Genomic DNA, 643 nt, shown 5'->3' with positions numbered 1-643 from the left:
AATAGTAACATGCCGACTGTTCTTGTTGCATTCATTCTCTAACTAATAATTCAACCCGTGCTTCTTTCCGATTGTATGCATAAATACTATCTTGATTGACACAGATATGTAAATAATTCGTTCCGGGTAATTGGAGGATTTCCTTTTTTTTCAATATCGGAGATAATTCTATTTTTAGTATTTCATTCGAAAGAACTTCTCCAGAAGAGCCTGTTCCAAACAACAACACATATAAGTAATTGCCATCCACATAAGCATCTGATACTATCTTTGTGTAACTATTCAACTTCCGTATATTTTCATTCTTAATTAGATCCTTTTTTATATAATCTATATCTGAAAAGTCCAAACTATCAACCATTTGTTTACTTTTCAAATCATAAATTTCCACTATAGGAATATTATCTGAAACGGTTATACATTTATCCTCAAAATTCAGAAGATGCCTACTATTCCGTATTCGGTTAGGCAACTCTTCTCCAAAATCCTTTCTCTTCCCCCAATGTGATTCCGTACCTATCCGCATATTCACCTCTAAAAACAATCCTTCCTTTTCTGCGGTTGAAACATATAAACATGAATCATCCACAAAAAAACGATATGGCATATAAATACGATCATTCAACAAGGCATACTTACCACG

1 protein-coding gene is annotated in these 643 nt (G+C 33.1%); it reads right to left on the bottom strand.

The features are described 5' to 3' along the window. Nucleotides 1-31: 31 nt before the first annotated feature. Nucleotides 32-643: hypothetical protein (locus tag KTG12_RS21455; protein WP_216945552.1), on the bottom strand; the 612-nt coding region annotated here is incomplete at its 5' end.

This window comes from Parabacteroides sp. MSK.9.14, from assembly GCF_019041495.1.
Lineage (GTDB): Bacteria > Bacteroidota > Bacteroidia > Bacteroidales > Tannerellaceae > Parabacteroides > Parabacteroides merdae.
The sequence above is the reverse complement of the archived record's forward strand: the minus strand, read 5'-3'. Positions and strand labels throughout refer to the sequence as shown.